Raw genomic sequence first — 19,764 nt, 5'->3', positions numbered from 1 at the left:
GATGATTGTCAAGACGGGCCGGTCGACCGGAGGAGGCGGGACAGCGATGGCGAGAGCGGCATACGCGGCACGGATGGCGCCGGAGCAGCGCCGCGAACAGTTGCTCGACGCGGTCCTGCAGGTCATCGTCGAGCAGGGCGTGCACAAGGTCTCCATCGACACCGTGGCCCGCACCGCCGGCGTCAGCAGGCCGGTCGTCTACGGGCAGTTCGACGATTCCGAGCAACTGCTGCGCGCCTCGCTCGACCGCGAAGAAGCCGCCGCCCTTCAGGAAGTGGCCGACGCCGTGCCCGACGCTGCCGCCGCGGATCCGGTCGAAGCCGTGCTCGCGGCGCTGGAGTCGTTCCTGGACGCGGTGCACTCGGCGCCGCGGCGCTGGCAGGCGGTCTTCGCCCTCGTCGACAGCAGCACCCCCGCGTTCCGCCGCAGGCTCGACCGTGGCCGCCGCGCGTTGATCGTGGCGTTGGAGCAGTTCGTCGACAGCGCGGTCTCCGCCGAGCGGCGTGCGGAGATCGATGTCGAGCTGTGCGCCCGCGCCCTCTACTCCCTGTTCTGGGACAGTGGCCGACTCATCCTCGCCGAGCCCGAAACCTTTCCGCGGCAACGGGTACTGACCTTCGCGCGCACCGTGGTCCAGGCGCTGCCGGTGTTCGCCCGAAAATGACGGTGCGGGCGGCCGGGCAGCCCACATAGGATCCGGACGTGCCCCAGGATGCCCTCGCCGACGTGAATCGCTTCGAGCCCGTGGCGGATCCGCGCCCCGACGACGAGCCGTGGCCGGATCTGATCTGGCCCGTTCCCGTCGGTACCGAACTCGTCGGCGAGACCGTTCGGCTCACGCCGGTGGATCCCGCGGCCGATGCCGCCGAGCTGTTCCGGGTGCTCGACCACGACGCGGTCTGGGCGCACATCCCGTTTCGGCCACGCGATCTGCGAGCGTTCGACGAGTTCCTCACCAGCTGGCAGGCCATGCCCGAACGCCACCTGTGGGTGGTCCGAACGGTCAGGCCCCTGGCGGGCTTCGCATCCGGCGCGGTCATCGGCATGACCTCCTACCTGGAGACCAGCCCCCGCGACGCCCGGCTGGAGATCGGCGCCACCCTCTACACTCCCGCGGTCTGGGCGAGCGCGGTCAACCCCGAAGCCAAGTTCCTGCTGCTGCGCTACGCGTTCGAGACGCTGCGCGCCGGTCGCGTGCAATTCAAGACCGACACCCGGAACCACCGCTCCCAGCAGGCGATCGCCCGCCTCGGCGCCCGCTACGAAGGCACCCTGCGCCGCCACTTCAAACGCGTCGACGGCACCGTCCGCGACAGTGTCCAGTTCGCCGTCACCGCCGAGGACTGGCCCGATGTCCGGGCGCGCCTGACCGCCCGGCTCGGCCGCGAATGACAGTCCGGGCGCCGCGGTTCAGCGGGAGCTGACGCAGACCACGTAGCGGCGCTCGCCGTAGACGACGCCGCGGTCACCCGCCGTGCACACGTTCACGTCCGTGGTGTCGTGCCGGATCTCGAGCACCCGGACCCGGCCGGGGACGGCGGCAGCGCAGTCCACGTGCTCGACGCCGCCACCCGCCAGGTTCAGGCAGGCGCCGACGGTCCAATCGATGTCCAGGCACACGGTTTCGGACACGCCGCCGGGCAGCGTGCGGGCATGCGAGCGGTCGGCGTCGGCGGGGCACGCCCCACCGCCGGCGGCCAATTCGGCGACCCGGTACCGGGAGTTCGCGCTGCCACAGGCGGCGGGCTGAATTTCGGCCGCGCCCACATTCACACAATCGCCGACATTCAGATCGACGCGAGGCATCTTGGTCGCGGATTTGCTCATTGTGGACGCAATTCCGCCGGCGAGATCGAGAATATTACCCAGTGGCTGGGTCGCTGAAACCTCGATCATCGATGCCGTTGCGGCGGCTCCGGTCTCGGGTTCGGACGACATCCGGTCCCCGATGCCGGCGGCCAGCGAAAGCGCGACGTAGAACGATCCCGCCAGGCTCAGAATCGCCACCACCGAGACGCCGACCAGGGCAAAGTTCTTCCGACGCGCCATCAATCGTGCCCCGCTCATCCCGCTGGACGTCCCGACTAACGCCCGACTCGCTGGACAGTTCATACACGGCCGCGCGCGACGATGTCGAATTGTGAATTCGCTCTGTTTTACAGCGGAAAGCTGGTCCGCTGCCCAATTTGATCAGGTATCTATTCGATAACGAAGACGCGCAGGGTCTGGTCAATCCCGGTGGCGGACCACAAAAGTTCGTGCTCGGTGTCGATCGGCTATGGTCGCACTGTTTCCCCTCGTGCACAAAGGAATTCCTGATGAAACTCGGTCTCTTCCCTGCCACCGCACTGCTGGTCGGTACCGCCGTGTGGGTCACCGCGGGGGCCGCCACCGCCGCACCGGTGGACACGGCCGACAAGAAGACCGTCTCGGGGACCGAACAATCCGTGACCTACGAGGCCGAGCTCACCGAGTTCTCCCGCGTCCTCACCACCACCGTCGCCGACGGCACCTTCACCGCCGCCGCGGACATCTCCGAGGTGACGCTGACTTCCGACGCCGGGGAGGTCGTCACCCGGATTCCGCTCACCTACCGGATCGGGGACGCGACGGTCCGGGTGGCGCACACCATCTCCGACAGCGGCAGGCGCCTGGTCCTGACGCCGCAGGCCAGTGCCGCCGAGATCGGCGAGATGCAGACCATCAGCCCCATGTCGCAGCTGACCAACGAGATCAACCGCAATGTGGTGGGAGTGGTCGTCGGCGGCCTGCTCGGCGGCCTCATCGGCACGATCATCGGCCTCGGCTTCCTGAGCATCGTCACCGGCCCGGTCGGCCTGGTCCTCGGCGCGATCGCCGGTGGCTACGCGATGGGCGGTCGGCCCTTCCTGGACGCCGTCACCGCCGTGGTGACCGGTCAGCCCTGATCGCGCTCAGCGCACGCCGGGGTCGATGAGGACCTTGCCCTCCACCCGTCCCTCCGCGAGCCGGTCCAGCGCGGCGGGCAACTGTGCCAGGCCGATCGGTTTCTCGGCGAATTCGGTTCCCAGCACAGGGTTTTCGGACAGTGTCCGCAGCGCCGCGGGCAGGTCGGTGTCGCAGACGTGGGCGAGGGTGGTCTCGAGCGTGAGCTCGCGGAAGATCATCGAGTGCAGGTCCAGTTCCGGTGGCCGCGAGGGGATACCGACCGCTTCCACCCGGCCGCCGTCGGCGACCAGCTCCAGTGCCATCGCCAGCTGTCCCGGCGCGCCGCTGGCCTCGATGACGATCTCGGGGCGGTGGCCGTCGAGGGCGCCGGTGACGGCATCGGCGAGCGACGGTGTCGCGAGCAGCGTGCGGTCCGCGCCGAGGCGTTCGGCGCGGGCGAGCCGGGCGGCGGCGATGTCGACCACGGTGATGTCGTAGTCGCCGAGATGGCGCAATCCGGCCAGGACGAACGAGCCGATCGCGCCCGCCCCGACGATGACGATCCGGTCGCCGTCCCGCGCGCCGGCGCGGCGGGCCGCGTGGATACCGACCGCGAGGGGCTGGGCCAGGGCCGCGTGGTCGTCGGTGAGGCCGGTGGGCAGCGGCCGCAGCGTTCGCGTCGGGACCGCGACGTATTCGGCCATGCCGCCGTGCACGTTGAGCCCGAGGGTCCGGTAGCGCACGCATTTGTTGGTGCGCCCGGCCGCACAGCGACGGCACTCGCCGCACCAGATCCCGGCGCCGCTGGCGACCCGCGTGCCGGCGTGGAACCCGGAGCCGGGTTCGGCCTCCACCACCTCGCCGACGAACTCGTGACCGGGAATGATCGGCCCGAGGTGGCCGCTGTGCGGGTGCTGGTGGTGTACGGGAAAGGTTTTCGGGCCCGTGGTCCATTCGGCGGCGTCGGTCCCGCAGATCCCCGACCGCGACACCCGGACCAGGACTTCCCCCGGGGCGGGGACCGGAACGGCGACGTCTTCGAGGCGGATGTCGCGGGGGCCGTGGTAGACGGCGGCCCGCATCGTCGATGGCACAGCATGTCTCCTCGGGGAGGGGGCGGAAGCGGTCACCGGGTCACACCCGGGCAGGCGCGTCGTCACGGGGATCGGCGATCGGCGGGGTGACGTCGTCGGCGCGGGGCAGCAACAGCGCCACCAAGGCGGCGAGGCCGAAGAACCCCGCGCACACGAGCAGCCCGCCCCGGAAGCCGATACCGCCGGCCAGTCCGGCCAGGATGAACGGGGCCAGCGCCGAGACGCCGCGGCCGACGTTGAAGCAGAAGCCGGCGCCGGTGGCGCGGGCCCTGGTCGGGAACAGTTCGCCCAGATAGGAACCGAACAGGCCGAAGAAGGCGGTGAACGCGCCGAACAGCGGTCCCAGCCACAGCAGCGCGGTCTGGTGGGTGGTCATCGCGTAGATCGGCAGGGTCAGCGCGACGCCCAGCAGGGTGAGCACGATCGTGCGGTGACGGCCGATGTGGTCGGCGAGGTAGCCGAAACCGTTGTAACCGGCGAACATTCCCAGATTCACGATCGTGACGAAGAGTGCGACCGAGGTCGAGGGCAGGCCGCGCTCGGTGGTCAGGTAGGTGGGCAGCCAGGTCATCGCGCCCCAGTAGCCGAACAGCGCCAGCGCGGCCATGAGGGTGCCGAGCAGGGTCCGGCGGCGCAGCGTGGGACCCAGCACGTCGCGCACGGAGACGACCTCGTCGGCGTGGCCGGCCTTCTGCGCCGCCCAGGTGGCGGATTCGGTGAAGAAGACGGCCACGACGACGATCGGCAGGATCACCGCGGTCCCGGCGACCAGGAACATCAGCCGCCAGTCCGGCAGGAACCAGCCGGAGATGGTGGCGGCCATCGCGCCGCCCGCGGGGAAGGCGCTGATCACGAACGCGGCGGCGCGACCACGGCTGCGCTCGGGCCAGGACTCCACCACATACGCCGACACCACGCTCCACACCGCGCCGAGACCGATCCCGGCCAGGAACCGCAGCAGCAGGAACGCCGCGAAGCTCGGCACGACCGCGGTCGCCGCGGTGAAGACACCGAAGGTGGCCAGTGAGGCGAGCAGGGCCTTCTTGCGGCCGAAGTTGTCGGCGACGTAGCCGCCCAGCACGCTGCTGACGCCGATGCCGACCAGCGTGGCGGTGGCCAGCAGGCCGCCCTGGGTGATGGTCAGCCCCAGGTCGGCGCGGATGGTGGGCAGCGCCATGGACAGCAGCACGATTTCCAGGGCGTCGAACAGGTAGGCGAGGAAACACCCGCCGAGCACGATCCAACGGTTCCGTCGCATCGTCGTACCTCCAGTGTGAGCCGCCGGGTCGAGCCCGGGCAGCGGTGATCGTCGAATCGCGGGGCGGCGAACGTCGCCCCGCACGGTGATGTCGCGGGCGCCGGCCTCAGCGATCGGCGGGGGCGAGCACGATGTCGAAATCGACACCGGCCCAGCCACTCCGCGGGAGCGTCCCGTCGGGAGCGTGCGTGCCCGGTCCGTGGTGTGCCACGTCGACGACGAGGCTGTCCTTCACGCCGAACACGGCGTCGTGGTCCAGATAGGGATCGTTCGCGACGAAGATGTGGGTGATCAGCCGCCGGTAACCCGGGGCGGTGACCAGGAAGTGCAGGTGCGCGGGCCGCATGGGGCCGCGGCCGGTCGCGGTCAGCAGATCGCCGACCGGTCCGTCGTGCGGGATCGGGTAGGGCGCGGGAAGGACGGACCAGAACCGGTATTCGCCCTCGGCGCCGGAGCGCAGCCAGCCGCGCCCGGCCGTTCGGCCGTCGGGATATTGGACGTCGTAGTAGCCGTCGTCGTCGGCCTCCCACACCTCGATCCGGGCGCCCGCGATCGGCTCCCCCGTCACGGAACGGACCCGGCCCGACACATGACAGGCGGTGCCGGAGGCGCCCTGCGCGATGTCACCACCCAGCGGGATCTCGGGGGCGTCGTCGACGAAGAACGGGCCGAACACCGTGGATTCGGTGACGCCCGGCTGCGCGGGGGCGTTGATCGCCACGGTCAGCATGGACAGTCCGAGCACATCGGAGAGCAGGATGAACTCCTGGCGCCGCGCGTCGGTGATATGGCCTGCGCGAGTCAGGAATTCGATCGCGGCCGCCCATTCCGCCTCGGTGAGCCGGATCTCGCGGGCGAAGGCGTGCAGGTGCCGGACGAGGCCGGTCATGATCGCCCGCAGCCGGGCGTCGGGGGTGGTGGCGAAGCTGGCCAGCACCTCGGCGGTGACGGCGGACTCGCGGTCCGTGGCCACGGTGTCGTCGATGCTCACGGCGCGGACCTCGCGGGGTCGGTGCCGGCCCAGGCGCCGTGCAGGAGAGTGCGCAGGCCATCCGGAGTGACCGGGGTGGGGTTGTCGGCGGGGGCGATCGCGAGGATGTCCGCGAGCACCGCGTCGACGCCGGATTCGGTCATTCCGAGGTCGCGTAGCCCCGCGGGGACGCCGAGTCCGGTGCCGAGATCACGCAAGGCCGCGACGATGTCGGCGCGGTCGAGGGCACGGGCGATTCGGTCGGCGGCCGCGCCCGCGTGCGGCGCGTTGTAGGCCAGCACGTGCGGCAGCACGATGGCGTGGGTCTGCGCGTGTGGCAGGTCGAAGGCGCCGCCGAGTACGTGACAGATCTTGTGGTGCAGACCCGAACCGGCGACGGCGAAGGCCGAACCGGCGAGGTAGGCGCCCAGCAGCAGGTCCTCGCGGCTGCCGGGATCCGTCGCGCCGGTCCGCAGGCCGCGCACCAGGTGGCGGATGCCGTCCTCGGCCACCGCGCTCGCGACCGGGCTGCGGCGCGGGGCCCAGAACGCCTCCACGCAGTGGGCTGTCGCGTTGAGGCCGCTGGCCACCGACAGCTCCACCGGCAGCGAGGCGGTCAGTTCCGGGTCGTAGATCACGGTCTTCGGCAGCACCCGCCGGTCGGTACCGGTGGTCTTGCGGCCGTCCTCGGTCATTCCCCACACCGGGGTCACCTCGGACCCGGCGTAGGTGGTGGGCACGGCGAGGACGGGCAGCCCGGTCGTCAGCGCGACGGCTTTGGCTGTGCCGGTGGTGGATCCACCGCCCACCGAGAGCACCACATCGGCGTCGGCCTCGGCGGCTGCCTTGCGCGCGAGTTCGGCGACCTCCACGGGCACGTGCGGGCGGACCCCGGTGAAGGTCGCGGCCACCCGGTCGGTGAACGGCGCGCACAGCCGGGTGGCGGTGCCGTGCTCGGCGTCGGTGGCGATGAGCAGGATGCGTTGCGCGCCGAGCAGACCCAGTTCGGCGGCCAGGTGCGTGCGGGCGGTGCCCGCGCCGAAGACGATGCGGCCCGGCAGGCCGTCGTAGGTGAACGCGGTCATCGGCTCTCCCCCGGGATGACGGTGGGCCAGTACGCCAGCAGCAGCCACTGACCGCCCTCTCGCACCCACACGGCCACCGCCCGATTGGCCAGGCGCTTGCGGACCCCGCCCGCGGTGATGTCGGCGTGCATCTCCCCCGTGACCACCGCCGTGTCGCCGACGACGGCGATCCGGGCGATCGGGTGATCGATGCGGTGGTAGACGTAATGGCCCGCGCGGAGTTTGCCGAGGTAGCTGTCGAGCGTGTCGACCTCGGCGTTGGAATGGGTATAGGCGAGTTCGGGGTGCGCGAGGGCCGCGAAGGTGTCGATGTCACCGGCCAGGACCGCGGCATAGCGGGCGTCCTCGAGCGCGCGGATGGTCGCGGCGATGTCGGTACTGGCGAGGGTGTCGCCGGTCATGAGAGTGCTCCTGTCGGTGTGGCGGAGGGGGTTTCGTGCGTCCGTGGCGGGTTGCGGCGCCGCAGCGCGGTGAGGATCTGCGCCATGTCGGCCGGACCGAGGCCGTCGGCGACGGCGTCGTCGAGCACGGTGAGCGCGGCGAGCGCGCCCGGCAGGTGCAGCCGGTGGCGGTGGGCCAGTTCCATGGCCAGGCCGAGGTCCTTGCGGATCAGCGACACCGGCGCGGCGACCGGGGTCGATTCCGGCGCGAGGTAGGCCTGCCGCTTGTAGCCGACATACGGCGCGCCCGCCGCGCTGTGGCTGAGGATGTCGTAGAAGACGGCGGGGTCCAGCTCCCCCGCTTCGGCGAGCAGAATCCCTTCGGCGACAGCCTGACTCAACCCGGCGAGCACGGCGTTGACGGCGAGCTTGGCGGTGGAGCCCGACCCGGCCGGGCCCGCGTGGAACTGGGCGGCGGTCATGGCGGCCAGCACCGGCCGGACCCGGTCGAACTGCGCGGCCGTCGCCCCGACCATCGTGGTGATCGACGCGGTCTCGGCCATCGACACGCTGCCCGACACCGGCGCGTCGAGCACCTCCACCCAGGAGAGCGCGGCCAGCTCGCGCACGATGACGGGTCCGACCGTCCCCATCACGATGTGCAGGTGGCCGGGCGCGACGGCGGCCAGCCCCTCGACGATCAGGGCGCGGGTGGCGGCGCCGTCGGGCAGCATGCTGATCGACAGTTCGGTGGCGGCCAGCGCGCCGGCGGTGTCGACGAGCGTCACCGAGGCGGGCGCCTCCGCGACCATCGGGTCGTAGGCGAGGACGGTGTGTCCGGCGGCCGCCAGGTGCGCGGCCATCGGGCGGCCCATCCGGCCCAGCCCGGCGAATCCGATCAGCACGACGATCCCTGCGCCGGTGCGGGATTCGCGGTCGCGTGGCGAGTGGTCGGGGGCGAGCAGGTCGACCGAAGTCGCGCAATCGTGGAAGACACGGGTCTCCTTCGTCGTCGATGACGGGGAACGGGGCGAGAGCCACCGGGAATGTGTTCAGTATCATTGAACACATGGCGAGTGATGTCAACCACTGCGCAACAAACGGCCGCCGCCCACTTCGGTCACCGCGTCGCCTCGCACCCGGCGAAATTTCGCTTTCCAGCCCCTCACCAGTGCCGCGACGCTCCAGCCCTGCCACCCGGCGGGTTCACAGGCACCGTTCGTTCAGAGTGAACAAGTAGTGTTCACTGATAGTTGATGTTCGGCGAGTGGACGAGAGGTGCGCTGATGCAGGACAGGATCGGCCCGGCCCTGAAGCAGGCGCGTCTGGCCCGCGGGTCGAGCCTGCGCGGTGTGGCCGCGGCGGCGGGGATCTCGGCCAGCCAGCTCTCCCAGATCGAGAACAGCAAGTCCCAGCCGTCGGTGAGCACCCTCTACGCACTGGTCAACCACCTCGAAGTCTCCCTCGACGAGTTGCTGGGCATCCGGCACGGCCGCACCGGCGAACCGCCGGCCGCCGCGACGGGGCGGGCCGGAGTGGTGCAACGCGCCGCGGACAACCCGGTACTGGAGATGGCCAACGGGGTGCGGTGGGAGAAGCTCGCCGTCGACCCGGACGCGGGCACCGACGCCCTCCTGGTCACCTACGAGCCGGGTGCCGCCAGCTCGATCGACCGAATGCCGATGCGGCACTCCGGCACCGAATACGCCTACCTGTTCGCCGGCGAGCTGACGCTGCTGCTCGATTTCGACCGGTACACGATCTCCGCGGGAGATTCGCTGTGCTTCGACTCCACCCGCCCGCACATGTACGTCAACCAGTCCGAGCAGCCGGCCCGCGGCGTGTGGTTCGTCTCGGGCCGCCACGAGACCGGTCCGTCGCGGGAATGGGTCGCCGCCCAGCTCGGCGAATCCGGGGCCGAGCCCGCAGCCCGGGTGACGAACGCGGTCGACGCGCTGGCCCTGCTTGACGCCGCGAGCCCGGCGCGGACCGGCCGCGACAGCTAGCCGCGGCGGGCCCGATCGCGCTCAGAGACGTTCGAACACGGCCGCGAGGCCCTGCCCGCCGCCGATGCACATCGTCTCCAGCCCGTATCGCCCTTCCCGGCGCGACAGTTCGTGCAGCAGGGTGGCCAGGATCCGGGCGCCGGTCGCGCCGACCGGATGCCCCAGCGAGATGCCCGATCCGTTCGGGTTGACGCGCGGGTCGTCGGGTTCGATCCGCCAGGTCCGCAGCACGGCCAGGGCCTGCGCGGCGAACGCTTCGTTGAGCTCGATCACGGCCATGTCGTCGAGGGTGAGATCCAGTCGCGCGAGCGCCTTCTCGGTCGCGGGGACCGGCCCGATACCCATGGTGGCCGGCGGCACGCCCGCCACTGCCCAGGAGGCGAGCCGGGCCATGGGGCGCAGTCCGAGCGCCCGCGCTCGCTGCGGCGTCGTCACGACACAGAGGGCCGCGCCGTCGTTCTGGCCGCTGGAGTTGCCCGCGGTGACGGTGGCGTCGGGGTCGGCGCCCAGGCGGATCGGCCGCAGCCGCCCGAGCGACTCGATATCGGTGTCGGCCCGTGGGTGTTCGTCGGTGCGCACCAGCAGCGGATCGCCCTTGCGCCGCGGCACCGTGACGGTCACCAGCTCCGCCTCGAATCGCCCCTCCCGTTGCGCGGCGACCGCGCGCCGGTGTGACTGCACCGCCAGCGCGTCCTGGTCGGTGCGGCTGATCCGGAACTGCTTGCGCAGATTCTCCGCCGTCTCGATCATCCCGCCTGGCACCGGAAAGTCCTTGCCGCCCGCGGTGATCCGCGCCCTGGCGAGCCGGTCGTGCAGGACCGGGCCGTCGCCGCGGACGCCCCAGCGGATGTCGGTGGCGTAGAACTCGGTGCGGCTCATGGATTCCACGCCGCCCGCCAGGACCAGATCACTGCCCCCGGACTGCACCTGCATGCAAGCCTGCAGCACCGCCTGCAGGCCGGATCCACACCGCCGGTCGACCTGGACGCCGGGCACGCCGATGCCGAGACCCGCGTCCAGCGCGGCGATGCGCCCGATCGCCGGCGCCTCGCCGTTGGGCGAGGACTGGCCGAGTATCACGTCGTCGATGTGTCCGCCGTCGAGTCCGGTACGCGCGATCAGTTCGGTGATCACCGTCGCCGCCAGTTCCTGCGGGGCAACGGCTTCGAATACGCCGCCGAACCGGCCGACGGGCGTGCGCAGAGGTTCGCAGATGACAGCTTCGGGCATGGATCGTCCTTGGTGGGGTCAGGTGTTGGAGCGGATCTGGGTGAGGTCGTGTTCGATCGCGGCGCTGGTCGCGAGCAGTGCGGGGATCAGCGAGTCGTGGACGTCGCGCAGCGTGTAGCGGGCGGCGTGGGTGGAGATGTTCACCGCGGCCACGACGGTGCCGTGCCGGTCGCGGATCGGGGCGGCCATCGAGCGCAGGCCGTGTTCGAGTTCCTGGTCGACGACGCAGAAGCCGTCGGCGCGGACCTGGGCGAGTTCGGCGCGCAGCTGCCGTTTCGTGGTCACGGTCGTGTCGGTGAGCGGGGTCAGTTCGAGCCGGTCGAGGTGGTCGCCGAGGGCGACGTCGTCGAGGTCGGCGAGCAGGACCCGGCCCATGGAGGTGGCGTAGGCGGGAAACCGGGTGCCGATATTGATCGAGACGGTCATGATCCGGCTCACCGGAACCCGGGCGACGTAGACGATGTCGTGGCCGTCGAGGATCGACACCGAGGTCGACTCCCTGACCTTCTCGGCCAGCGCCTCGAGGTGCGGGCCCGCGAGATCGGGCAGCGACAGGCTGGACAGGAAGCTGTAGCCGAGTTCGAGTACCCGTGGCGTGAGCCAGAACTGGGTGCCGTCGGTGCGCATGTAGCCGAGTTCGACCAGGGTGTGCAGGAAGCGCCGCGCGGTGGCCCGCGTCAGGTCGGTGGCGGTGGCGACCTCACTGAGGGTGCGGCGGGGATGCTCGGCGTCGAACGACCGGATGACGGCCAGGCCGCGCCCGAGGGACTGCACGTGATCCGGCGACGGTTCTGTCATGGCTGCCGTAACTCCTTCTCCCGGTGGGCGCGATGACGGCCGCCCCGCGGCGGCCATCGACTCATCGCGCCGCGCCCGAGGCTACGTCGCGCGGGCGAAACCCGGAGCGCGGCATGCGCGGTAGTCGCGCGTTCGCATCACGAACATTCATCCGCATAGCGAACAAGGTACGTCCACTACGGCCACCCCCGCAAGCGTTCGGCATACGAACATCCGTGCGCGATACGAACCACTCCGCTAGCATCGCCGCTGTGATGGACAAAGTCATTGCGACGGCAGCCGACGCCGTCGCCGATATCCACGACGGCGCGTCGTTCGCGGTCGGCGGTTTCGGCCTGGTCGGCGTGCCCCAGATACTCATCGACGCGGTACTCGCCCACGGCGCGAGCGAGCTCGAGGTGGTCAGCAACAACTGCGGTACCGCGGGCTCCGGCCTCGGCGTACTCCTGGAGGCGCACCGGATCCGGCGCACCACCAGCTCCTACGTCGGGTCCAACGCCGAGTTCGCGCGCCAGTTCCTCGCCGGTGAACTCGAGGTGGAGCTGACACCGCAGGGCACCCTCGCCGAACGGATGCGCGCGGGCGGCGCCGGCATTCCGGCGTTCTACACCCCCGCCGGGGTGGGGACCCAGGTGGCCGACGGTGGGCTGCCGTTGCGCTACGACGGCGACGGCGGCATCGCGCTGGCGAGCCCCGCCAAGGAAACCCGCGTCTTCGACGGGGTGACCTATGTGCTCGAGCGCGCCATCGTCACCGACTTCGCGCTGGTCCACGCGTGGAAAGGCGACCGGCACGGCAATCTCGTCTACCGGCGCAGCGCCCGCAACTTCAATCCCCCGGCGGCCGCGGCGGGCCGGGTGACCATCGCCCAGGTCGAGGAACTGCTCGAACCGGGCGAGCTGGACCCGGACGAGGTACACACCCCGGGCATCCACGTGCAGCGTGTGGTGCACGTCGGCAAGGTCGAGGTCGGTATCGAGAACAGGACGGTCCGCGCATGACCCGCACCCGCCAGGAACTGGCCGCCCGCGTCGCCGCCGAACTCCGCGACGGGCAGTACGTCAACCTCGGCATCGGCATGCCGACACTGGTGCCCAACCACCTCCCCGCCGATGTCGCCGTGGTCCTGCATTCGGAGAACGGCGTCCTCGGCGTCGGCCCCTATCCCGGCGCGGACGAGGTGGATCCGGAACTGATCAACGCGGGCAAGGAGACGATCACCGTGTTGCCCGGTGCCTCCTACTTCGACTCCGCCGCCTCGTTCGGGATGATCCGCGGCGGCTGCGTCGATGTCGCGGTGCTGGGCGCCATGCAGGTCAGCGCCCGGGGCGACCTGGCGAACTGGATGATCCCGGGCAAGATGGTCAAGGGCATGGGCGGCGCGATGGATCTGGTGCACGGCGCGCGGCGCGTGATCGTGATGATGGAACACCGTTCCCGCGCCGGCGAACCCAAGATCGTCGACCGGTGCACGCTGCCCGTGACCGGCCTGCGCTGCGTGCACCGCGTCATCACCGATCTGGCCGTCTTCGACATCGGCCCCGACGGCCTGGTCCTCGTCGAGACCGCGCCGGGAGTCGACGTATCCGAGATCCGGGCCGCCACGGCGGCCGATTTCACGGTGGCCCTGGACGCGGCCGGGGTCTGACGCCGCCTCCCCCTCGGCGACGAACGTCCCCCGGCCCGCTCGCGCGGACCGGGGGACCTCCGGGTCACTCGTCGACGGCACGGTCCAGCGCTACTCGGCCATGGGTTTTCCTGACCGGTCTCGCGGGACTCACACAGTCCGCAGGTAGGCCGAGATCCAGTTGCCGAATTCGCACGCCAGGTGCCACTGATGTTCGGCGATGTAGAGGCCCGGCAGCGCCGCGGGGAAGGCGACCTTCGGCCGACTGCGGAACCCGCCGCCGGGCTCGTCCCGGAACTGGTGGCGCACTCCACCGATGACGAAGCCGTCGGCCAGTGACGCCACGCCTGCCACGGTGAGCGGGTAGGCCGGATCGGCGGGGACCATCACGCCCGCCCGGTCGGTGTAGTCGACGAAGAACTGGCTGGCCAGCATCGCGCCGCCGGTCACCTCGACGACTTCCTGACGGCCGTCGGGCAGGGTCGCGATGATGTAGTGGTCCGGGCACGCGTCGGTCCACACCGCGCGATCGTCGGTCACCCGGGCGCGGTCGAACCAGTCCAGGAAGCCCTGCGCGGTGCCGCGATCACTGACGATCTCGGTGCTCGCGTACTGCCAGCGACCGTCCGACGCCGCGATGCCGGTCCTGGCGGCGGCGTCGGAGGCGACAAGCTCACCGGCCAGCAGTTCCCGCAGCCCGGTCGGGCCGATCGCCAGCCGCGCGTCGGCCAGGGCCGCCCGGGCGGTGGGGATGTCGTCGACGGTGACCTCCAGGCGAGCAAGCAGTGAATCGAGTTCGCCTGCCAGCAGCCCCACGTAATCCTTGCGCAGCCGCGCCGCGGCCACCGACAGCCGCCGCCGCTCCCACTCGACGACCTTCGCCGGATCGACGAGGGCGCCGTCGATGAAGGTCCGCAACCCGGTGCCGGTCGACGGCGTCGCGAAGGCGGTCCCGGTACCGAGCCCGACGGCCGCGGTCGCGACCGCCGCGGTCCCGGCCGCGCGGATCATGAAGCTTCTCCTGGTCAGCATCGACCAATTCCTCTCTGGCAGGCGCTCTTTCGCGGCGGGTCGCCGTCAATTCGCGAGCGCGATTGTTAACGCCATTATCAATAGCGTTAAGGAAGCTTGCCATCGATCGAGATCGCGTGCATTCTTAATGCAAGTTTCACTTGCTTTAATTGTGAGGAAGGCAGGACCGGAGATGGTCGATCCGATCGATATCCGTGCGATCGTCGGCGCGCGGGAGGTCACGCGAGCGCAGGTGCTGGAGTGGGAATCACGGCGGGCCGACGCGGTGCTGACCAAGTTCGCCGCCCGGCTCGGGACGCTCGGGTTCGCCGAGATCCTGCCGGGCACCGGCATCGACCAGCTGCGCCGGGCACCGCTGTCGGTGCGTCGATCGGCGCTGGCCACGCTGCGGACCGAGCTGGGTCACGCCGGTGTCTACGCCATGCTCAGGCGTGAACTCGCACTGTCGGAACGGATGACCAGAGCAGGCGTCGCGATGAGCCGGGGGCGGGTCGAGTACGCGGTCACCCGGCTGCGGGCGCCGGGACTGTCGGCCGAACGTTTCGCCGCGTGGTTCGACAACCTCGTCGTGGTCGACGACGAGGACGCCATGAACGCGGCGTGCCCGGACCACTACCTGCTGCGCGGGCTGCCCGACGGACGTCAGGAGGTCGTCGAGACCACCGGCGGCTCGCCGGCCGCAACCCGATTCCTGGTCGACTACCGGCGCACCGAGGCGGTCACCGTCCCGGTCGACCCCGGCTACCCGGTCCAGATCGCCGGCACCGCGCTACTCGACGACGGCCTGGCCATCGGCGGTGTACGTCATCAGTTCCGCGACCGCGACGGCACCCTCGAGGCCCTGCTCACCGTACAGTTCCCCGCCGCGGTGCCCGCCAGGAACATCCGAGAGCACCAATGGCATCTGGCGTGCGAGTTCGGCAACTGGCTGACCGCCTCGGCGGCCGTCGCCGGCTGAGAGCTTCGGCTCAGGCGACGTCGAGCACCTCGGCGACCGGACGGCGAGGTGTCGATTCCAGCGGCGCCGCGGCGTAGGGCATGGCGCCCACCCGAAGCATCACATGCGGGAAGGCGCACTGCTGCAGCACGGTGTCGCGGATCTCGGCACGCAGGTCCAGCATGCCCAGCGGCTCGGACTGCAGGCTGGTGGCCAGGCCGCGGGCGGTGGCTTCCAGGAGCATCGCGCTGGTCGCCTCGCCCGCGCGCAGCTGCGCGAGCCGGTCGTCCCGGGTGGTGCAGACGACGAGCCAGTGTGCCGAGTCGGGAGATTCGGTGAATTCGGCCAGCTCGGTGCCGGCGAAGGCGCGCACCGGCATGTCGTCCGAGGGCCGGGCGGGCGGCACATTCCGGGCGGGCACGCCGGTGGTGGTGCCGTGGCAGCCGCTCCACTCGGCGAGTTCGCTGAGGTAGTCGGTGTCGACCGCGTGCCGGGCGGCGGCTCGGCGCATCGGCGCGGCGAGCCCGGGCAACAGGCGGTCGGGGACGTGGCGTGCCGCCGCGCCGTGGTGGGCCGCGCAGCGGGAGACCGCGCGCAGGTCACCGGCACCGACGGGCGGTCCGGGATAGCGCCGCCGATCCGATTGACGCAGCAGAATGGCTGCGGCGAGCCGGATGTCGGCCGCCGACGCGGGACGCGGAGTGAAGCCGATGGTGGCCAGATGCTCGGGATCGCCGGGGTCGGGCAGCCGCTCGATCTCGGCTCGCCAGCCGAGCATGGCGAACGCGACGTCGAGATGGTGCAGCGCGGCGCCACAGCTCACCATGAGCGCGCGTGCCAGTGGATCGGTCGCCGTCAGCTTGCGCCCGACATCGGCGAACAGATCCACCCGGTCCGTGCGGACCCGCCACCGCCAGGGTTGGCTGTTGTGCACCGACGGCGCTCGCACGGCCAGTTCTATCGCGTCCCGGCACACCTCGTACCCGGGTCCCACAGCCCGCATCCCCTCGCTCCTTCCGACTCCCCTTTCGGCTTTCGACGGTCGTTACCGTAAGAAACGAAGCTGAGCATTTGCCCAGGACTGCCGGTTCGATACACAGGAAATTCTCAGGCTCGAGACACCCGACGCCGTAGATCGCACGGCCCGATCGCCCACTGTGAGAACACTCACCGGTGGAGCCCCGCCCGACGCCGGGTGCGCCGGCGTCGGGCGGGGCCGGTGCGAGGCCGGATCAGCCCAGCGAGCCGCTGGCCGTCGCCAGATCCAGCAGTGCCTGACACAGCGGATTGTGGTCATCGCCGGGCCCGTCGGCGAAGCACGCGCCGAACAGGATGAACCCGAGCGGAAAGGCCAGCAGCGTCTCGGCGGACCCCGTCACGGAGGATCCCGGCTCACTCTCGGCCACCGGCCGCACCTCGGCCGGGGCCCCCTGTGCCGGCGCCAGACCCATACCCGCCAGTCCGGCGGTGAGTGCCACCACGGCAACGGATTTGCCGAGCGTCCGGCTCGAGATCGACTTCATCATGGCGCGCCTCACTCCGATTCGCTACTGCCGCTGCCGATCTCGTAGATCAGCGCACATATCGGCCCGTTCGGCTCGGCGTCACAGAGCACGATGTAGAGGGCACCGAGCGGAACGGTGAGCAGCGGAGCCAAGGAGGAACCGGAATCACCGGACCCCGACAGCGACCCCTCGATCGGAGCCGCCCCGACCGGCGCAGCCTGCGCGGGCCCCAGCGCGGCGACAGTTAGCGCACCCGAAAGAGCAACAGTGGCAAAGGTTTTGACGAAGAGACTAGTCATGGATACCTCCTATGAATGTGTCCGCCGACACTAACTCAGCTCCACAAATCTGAAATACCCAAGTTTTACTGTCTGTCGCCACCCTCCCCCACCATGAGAACGTGCGAAAACCCTTGTGTCACGCCAGAGAAGCGAACCTCCGACTACCGCTCCGGAGGGAGCAGGCCAGGTTGCCAATCCCGCCACCGCGGTGTCCACCAGCAGGTGTCCCGCTCCAAGTCGATCGCCACCCTTTCTGCCACACGCCACACCGCGGCCGCCTCCTCGGTCGTGAGCCGGCCACCGGCAACCTGTTCCGCGACGTCGTCGCGGTCCTTCCACTCCCAGCCGCCACTCCTGACGACGATGTCCAGCCCGTGATCGACGGTGTCGAAGAAGTCCTGGCCGCGTGAGTGTGGCCGCTCGAAATTGATGTACCAGCAGTCGCGCACACCGCGCTCGAAGAACGCCCAGACCGAATAGGCATCGCCGGGTCGGTAGAGCTGGAGCACGTCGGCGCCGGTCCAGCGCTGTCGACCCGACCAGGGATGTGAACCGAAAGGATGCGACGGAAAGACGAAAGGCGTGCCGTCTGCCACCCAGACGGCGAGGATGTCGTCGGCGGCGACGACCCGGACCGGCATGGTCATCCAGACTCTCTCGTGCAGTACTTCGCGCCGCAGAACCGTCGAGCCGACCGCGAACCTGGACACCGAACCAGGCTAGTCGCCGAAGGAACGACGATGGGGCCACATGACTGTTTGTCCGGTGTGATCCGGGGTAGTGCGAGGCGGCACCACCCCGCAGCATCTGTCGGGGCGAACTCGCAGTTCAGGGAAGGACATGGCATGACCGAACCCGACCAGACCTACGATCCGCCGCAGGACACCGGCGCCCCCGACGCGGTGGAAACGGACCCGGCGGCGCTCAACAGCAGTGAGGACATCGATGAGGATCGCTTGCGTCAGGATCCGCTCGAGGAAGGGATGGATCCGCCGGAACACTGGACGGGCGTGACCAAATACGGGATGACGCCAGCCGAGGAAGCCCGGCCCCGCGGGCTGGGCGAGCGCTTGGCCGAGGAGGAGCCCGACGTCGTTCCCGGTTCAGCTCCCCAGGCTGCCGGGGAGGCGCCGACCGACCTCGACGACGAAGGCAACGAGGTCGCGCCCGGTCCCGCTTATGAGGAGGAACTGGGCATATCCGCCGACGTGGCAGGCGGTTCTGTCCCGCGCGAGATCCGGCAGCCGCCGCCGGCGGACTGACGGCACCGCGTCGCTCGTCCGCCCCGGCAGCCGCTGACACCGGGCTGCCGGCGCACCATGCGTCCCACCCGATCCGGCGTGACCTCGAGCGCGAGGTCCGGGGCAGCCGCATCTCGCGTGTCCCGCCCGCCCGGCGACGTAGTGCGGCGTCCGGGCCGGGCGGCGCCGGAGTCGGCCTACACTACTGCCGGTGACCCGGCGACAATCCCCCGAACTCCTGCTCTCGCAGGTGCGACGGTCGGAGGTGTGGCCAGTGCCGGGGGTGTGTCGATGACCGCGGGCAAGACGCTGCGTGCCTGGTGGAACGACCCGGTCGACTACTGCTGGCTGGTGCGGACGCTGGGCGCGCGCTCGGCGCTGACGCCCTTGAAGGTGCTCCTCGGTCTGGCAGGCGCGGCGATCGCGGCGATGGGCGCGGTGATCGCCGGGACGCCGGTCGGGCCGCCCGGCGATCCCGGTCTGGCGTCCACGATCGGCGTGCTGTCCGGCACGCTGTGGGCGCTGCGCTGGTGGCTGCTGCCCTGGCCGAGCCGGACCGAGTCGCTGGTGCTGGTCGGCTGTGCCGATGTGCTGTTCACCGTGGAGTTCCTGCAACTGCCCGACCCGCTGTTCGGGGCGATGGGCGCGGTACTGCTCCTGGTCAACGGCAGTTATCTGAGCTTCTTCCACGGCGCGCGGGCGCTGGCGGCGCATTCGGCCTGGTCGCTGCTGTCGGCGCTGGTGCTGTCGATGCGGATCGTCACCCGCGGCGGGGATGTCCGGCTGGCGGTGGCGGTCGCGCTGCTGCTCGCCTCGGTGGTCAGCGCGATGCCCGCGTTCCAGATCCTGTCCTGGCTGCTGCGCACCGAGTCGCTGTCGGACCCGCTCACCGGCCTGCTGAACCGCCGCGGCCTCGAGAACCGGTTGCCGCAGCTGATGGAGCGGCACCCGTCGATCGGGGTGATCTGCTTCGACCTGGACCGGTTCAAGAGCGTCAACGACACCTGGGGCCACCAGGTCGGCGACATCGTCCTGGTGCGGACCGCGCGACGGCTCCGTGCGGCCGCCGGGGAATCGGCGGTCGTGGCACGCACCGGCGGCGAGGAGTTCGTGGTGGCCACCCCCATCCCGCTCGCCGCCGTGCGCGCGGAGGCCGAGCGGATGTGCCGCGTGGTGGCCGAACCCTCGCAGACCGCGGTGGTGGTCACCGCCAGCGTCGGTGTCGCGGCCTTCGACGCCGACGCCTGCCCCCACTGCCCGCGTCCCACTCCGGACCGCTTGCTCCAATCCGCCGACGCCGCCATGTACCGGGCCAAGCAATCCGGCGGAAACCTGGTGGTGGTCGACGACCTCACCCCACCCCCGACCCACCGGCATGTCCCGGATCGCCCGCGCTAGCCGGGAGGATGCTCG

23 protein-coding genes are annotated in these 19,764 nt (G+C 70.6%); 9 read left to right on the top strand and 14 right to left on the bottom strand.

Annotated elements, in window-relative coordinates:
• The first annotated feature begins 46 nt into the window (after positions 1-46).
• Positions 47-664 carry a TetR/AcrR family transcriptional regulator gene (locus tag EL493_RS16435; RefSeq protein ID WP_022565700.1) on the top strand — a complete coding sequence of 206 codons (618 nt, stop codon included), beginning with the start codon at positions 47-49 and terminating at the stop codon, positions 662-664.
• 38 nt (positions 665-702) lie between these two features.
• The gene (locus tag EL493_RS16430) at positions 703-1,392 is read left to right on the top strand and encodes a GNAT family N-acetyltransferase (RefSeq protein WP_019050474.1); all 690 of its coding nucleotides are present in this window, start codon (positions 703-705) and stop codon (positions 1,390-1,392) included.
• Positions 1,393-1,410: 18 nt separating this feature from the next.
• Here the strand turns inward: EL493_RS16430 and EL493_RS16425 are convergent, their stop codons facing one another.
• Complete coding sequence (locus EL493_RS16425; protein ID WP_126405728.1) at positions 1,411-2,112, bottom strand: LppU/SCO3897 family protein; 702 nt, start codon at positions 2,110-2,112, stop codon at positions 1,411-1,413.
• Positions 2,113-2,318: 206 nt separating this feature from the next.
• On the opposite strand from EL493_RS16425, the gene EL493_RS16420 reads away from it, so the two are divergent.
• Positions 2,319-2,927, top strand: coding sequence for a hypothetical protein (locus EL493_RS16420; protein ID WP_019050472.1), 609 nt, complete (start codon positions 2,319-2,321; stop codon positions 2,925-2,927).
• A gap of 6 nt (positions 2,928-2,933) precedes the next feature.
• Here the strand turns inward: EL493_RS16420 and EL493_RS16415 are convergent, their stop codons facing one another.
• The 6 genes from EL493_RS16415 to EL493_RS16390 all read right to left on the bottom strand — a co-directional run bounded on the left by EL493_RS16415 (position 2,934) and on the right by EL493_RS16390 (position 8,599).
• The gene (locus tag EL493_RS16415) at positions 2,934-4,001 is read right to left on the bottom strand and encodes a zinc-dependent alcohol dehydrogenase (protein ID WP_022565702.1); all 1,068 of its coding nucleotides are present in this window, start codon (positions 3,999-4,001) and stop codon (positions 2,934-2,936) included.
• A 40-nt stretch (positions 4,002-4,041) separates the two neighbouring features.
• A complete protein-coding gene (locus tag EL493_RS16410) occupies positions 4,042-5,259 on the bottom strand; it encodes an MFS transporter (RefSeq protein ID WP_019050470.1) in 1,218 nt (405 codons plus the stop codon).
• 106 nt (positions 5,260-5,365) lie between these two features.
• Complete coding sequence (locus EL493_RS16405) at positions 5,366-6,250, bottom strand: intradiol ring-cleavage dioxygenase (protein ID WP_019050469.1); 885 nt, start codon at positions 6,248-6,250, stop codon at positions 5,366-5,368.
• On the bottom strand, positions 6,247-7,314 hold the full coding sequence (locus tag EL493_RS16400; RefSeq protein ID WP_019050468.1) for a maleylacetate reductase: 1,068 nt from the start codon (positions 7,312-7,314) through the stop codon (positions 6,247-6,249). Before EL493_RS16400 ends, EL493_RS16405 begins: the two co-directional genes overlap by 4 nt.
• Complete coding sequence (locus EL493_RS16395) at positions 7,311-7,715, bottom strand: nuclear transport factor 2 family protein (protein WP_019050467.1); 405 nt, start codon at positions 7,713-7,715, stop codon at positions 7,311-7,313. The genes EL493_RS16400 and EL493_RS16395 overlap by 4 nt, the downstream gene beginning before the upstream one ends.
• Entirely contained in the window at positions 7,712-8,599 is an 888-nt protein-coding gene (locus tag EL493_RS16390; RefSeq protein ID WP_019050466.1) for an NAD(P)-dependent oxidoreductase, read from the bottom strand. The genes EL493_RS16395 and EL493_RS16390 overlap by 4 nt, the downstream gene beginning before the upstream one ends.
• Before the next feature lie 381 nt (positions 8,600-8,980).
• Here EL493_RS16390 and EL493_RS16385 point away from each other — a divergent pair, with 381 nt between their 5' ends.
• A complete protein-coding gene (locus tag EL493_RS16385; protein ID WP_022565703.1) occupies positions 8,981-9,700 on the top strand; it encodes a helix-turn-helix domain-containing protein in 720 nt (239 codons plus the stop codon).
• 21 nt (positions 9,701-9,721) lie between these two features.
• Here the strand turns inward: EL493_RS16385 and EL493_RS16380 are convergent, their stop codons facing one another.
• Together EL493_RS16380 and EL493_RS16375 are read right to left on the bottom strand one after the other, a co-directional pair.
• Positions 9,722-10,930, bottom strand: coding sequence for an acetyl-CoA C-acetyltransferase (locus EL493_RS16380; RefSeq protein WP_019050464.1), 1,209 nt, complete (start codon positions 10,928-10,930; stop codon positions 9,722-9,724).
• Positions 10,931-10,948: 18 nt separating this feature from the next.
• Positions 10,949-11,728, bottom strand: coding sequence for an IclR family transcriptional regulator domain-containing protein (locus EL493_RS16375; RefSeq protein WP_019050463.1), 780 nt, complete (start codon positions 11,726-11,728; stop codon positions 10,949-10,951).
• Between the two features lie 254 nt (positions 11,729-11,982).
• On the opposite strand from EL493_RS16375, the gene EL493_RS16370 reads away from it, so the two are divergent.
• Both EL493_RS16370 and EL493_RS16365 read left to right on the top strand, forming a co-directional pair.
• A complete protein-coding gene (locus EL493_RS16370) occupies positions 11,983-12,729 on the top strand; it encodes a CoA transferase subunit A (RefSeq protein ID WP_019050462.1) in 747 nt (248 codons plus the stop codon).
• A complete protein-coding gene (locus EL493_RS16365) occupies positions 12,726-13,376 on the top strand; it encodes a CoA transferase subunit B (protein WP_019050461.1) in 651 nt (216 codons plus the stop codon). Before EL493_RS16370 ends, EL493_RS16365 begins: the two co-directional genes overlap by 4 nt.
• 129 nt (positions 13,377-13,505) lie before the next feature.
• Here EL493_RS16365 and EL493_RS16360 read toward each other — a convergent pair whose 3' ends face one another.
• The gene (locus EL493_RS16360; RefSeq protein WP_126405726.1) at positions 13,506-14,387 is read right to left on the bottom strand and encodes a hypothetical protein; all 882 of its coding nucleotides are present in this window, start codon (positions 14,385-14,387) and stop codon (positions 13,506-13,508) included.
• A 172-nt stretch (positions 14,388-14,559) separates the two neighbouring features.
• On the opposite strand from EL493_RS16360, the gene EL493_RS16355 reads away from it, so the two are divergent.
• Entirely contained in the window at positions 14,560-15,345 is a 786-nt protein-coding gene (locus EL493_RS16355; protein ID WP_019050459.1) for a hypothetical protein, read from the top strand.
• Between the two features lie 10 nt (positions 15,346-15,355).
• Here EL493_RS16355 and EL493_RS16350 read toward each other — a convergent pair whose 3' ends face one another.
• The 4 genes from EL493_RS16350 to EL493_RS16335 form a co-directional block, all read right to left on the bottom strand.
• On the bottom strand, positions 15,356-16,327 hold the full coding sequence (locus EL493_RS16350) for an Acg family FMN-binding oxidoreductase (protein WP_019050458.1): 972 nt from the start codon (positions 16,325-16,327) through the stop codon (positions 15,356-15,358).
• Positions 16,328-16,556: 229 nt separating this feature from the next.
• Positions 16,557-16,850, bottom strand: coding sequence for a hypothetical protein (locus EL493_RS16345; RefSeq protein WP_019050457.1), 294 nt, complete (start codon positions 16,848-16,850; stop codon positions 16,557-16,559).
• An 8-nt stretch (positions 16,851-16,858) separates the two neighbouring features.
• Entirely contained in the window at positions 16,859-17,128 is a 270-nt protein-coding gene (locus tag EL493_RS16340) for a hypothetical protein (protein WP_022565705.1), read from the bottom strand.
• A gap of 143 nt (positions 17,129-17,271) precedes the next feature.
• Complete coding sequence (locus tag EL493_RS16335; protein WP_019050455.1) at positions 17,272-17,820, bottom strand: DUF402 domain-containing protein; 549 nt, start codon at positions 17,818-17,820, stop codon at positions 17,272-17,274.
• 135 nt (positions 17,821-17,955) lie between these two features.
• Here EL493_RS16335 and EL493_RS16330 point away from each other — a divergent pair, with 135 nt between their 5' ends.
• Complete coding sequence (locus EL493_RS16330; protein WP_019050454.1) at positions 17,956-18,372, top strand: hypothetical protein; 417 nt, start codon at positions 17,956-17,958, stop codon at positions 18,370-18,372.
• A 246-nt stretch (positions 18,373-18,618) separates the two neighbouring features.
• Positions 18,619-19,749: a GGDEF domain-containing protein gene (locus EL493_RS16325; protein ID WP_126405724.1), complete on the top strand. Its 1,131-nt coding sequence runs from the start codon at positions 18,619-18,621 to the stop codon at positions 19,747-19,749.
• Positions 19,750-19,764: the final 15 nt, after the last annotated feature.

Origin of the sequence: Nocardia asteroides (assembly GCF_900637185.1) — a bacterium.
Taxonomy (GTDB): Bacteria; Actinomycetota; Actinomycetes; order Mycobacteriales; family Mycobacteriaceae; genus Nocardia; species Nocardia asteroides.
The sequence above is the reverse complement of the archived record's forward strand: the minus strand, read 5'-3'. Positions and strand labels throughout refer to the sequence as shown.